The sequence below is a fragment of the Flavobacterium cupreum genome (assembly GCF_003996965.1).
GTDB classification, from domain to species: domain Bacteria; phylum Bacteroidota; class Bacteroidia; order Flavobacteriales; family Flavobacteriaceae; genus Flavobacterium; species Flavobacterium cupreum.
Genome location: NZ_QWDM01000151.1, coordinates 1 through 331, shown reverse-complemented (window position 1 = coordinate 331; position 331 = coordinate 1). Strand labels below are relative to the sequence as shown.

1 protein-coding gene is annotated in these 331 nt (G+C 66.2%); it reads right to left on the bottom strand.

Annotated features, from left to right (window positions below; all coding sequences use genetic code 11):
* On the bottom strand, window positions 1–251 hold a 251-nt coding region (locus D0817_RS26995), incomplete at its 3' end, for a radical SAM protein (protein WP_161568486.1).
* Window positions 252–331 lie beyond the last annotated feature (80 nt).

Below are 331 nucleotides of genomic sequence, written 5' to 3'. Positions count from 1 at the left end.
CCGGGCGCGATGCGCTTGAGCATGGCCACGACCTTGGTCGTTTCGTCGACGTTCCATATATAGACGCCGAAACCGATGATGCGCGGCGCATGCGAGAGCAGTTTTTCGACGACCTCGGTGGTCTTGGCGCCGATGACGAACTCCTGCAGACGGGTCCGGCCCTGCAGTTCGCCCATGTTCGCCAGCAGGTAGCGCAAACCGAGCGAAGCGTGGGCGTAGCGGGCGTTGAGGGTGGAGAGCAGGATGGTCATGGCGGGCGCGGCGGCGGGAAAGCAGCCATTTTACGCCTAAGCGGGCGTTGCCATCGGCTCGCCCCGCGCGCGCGCCGCGC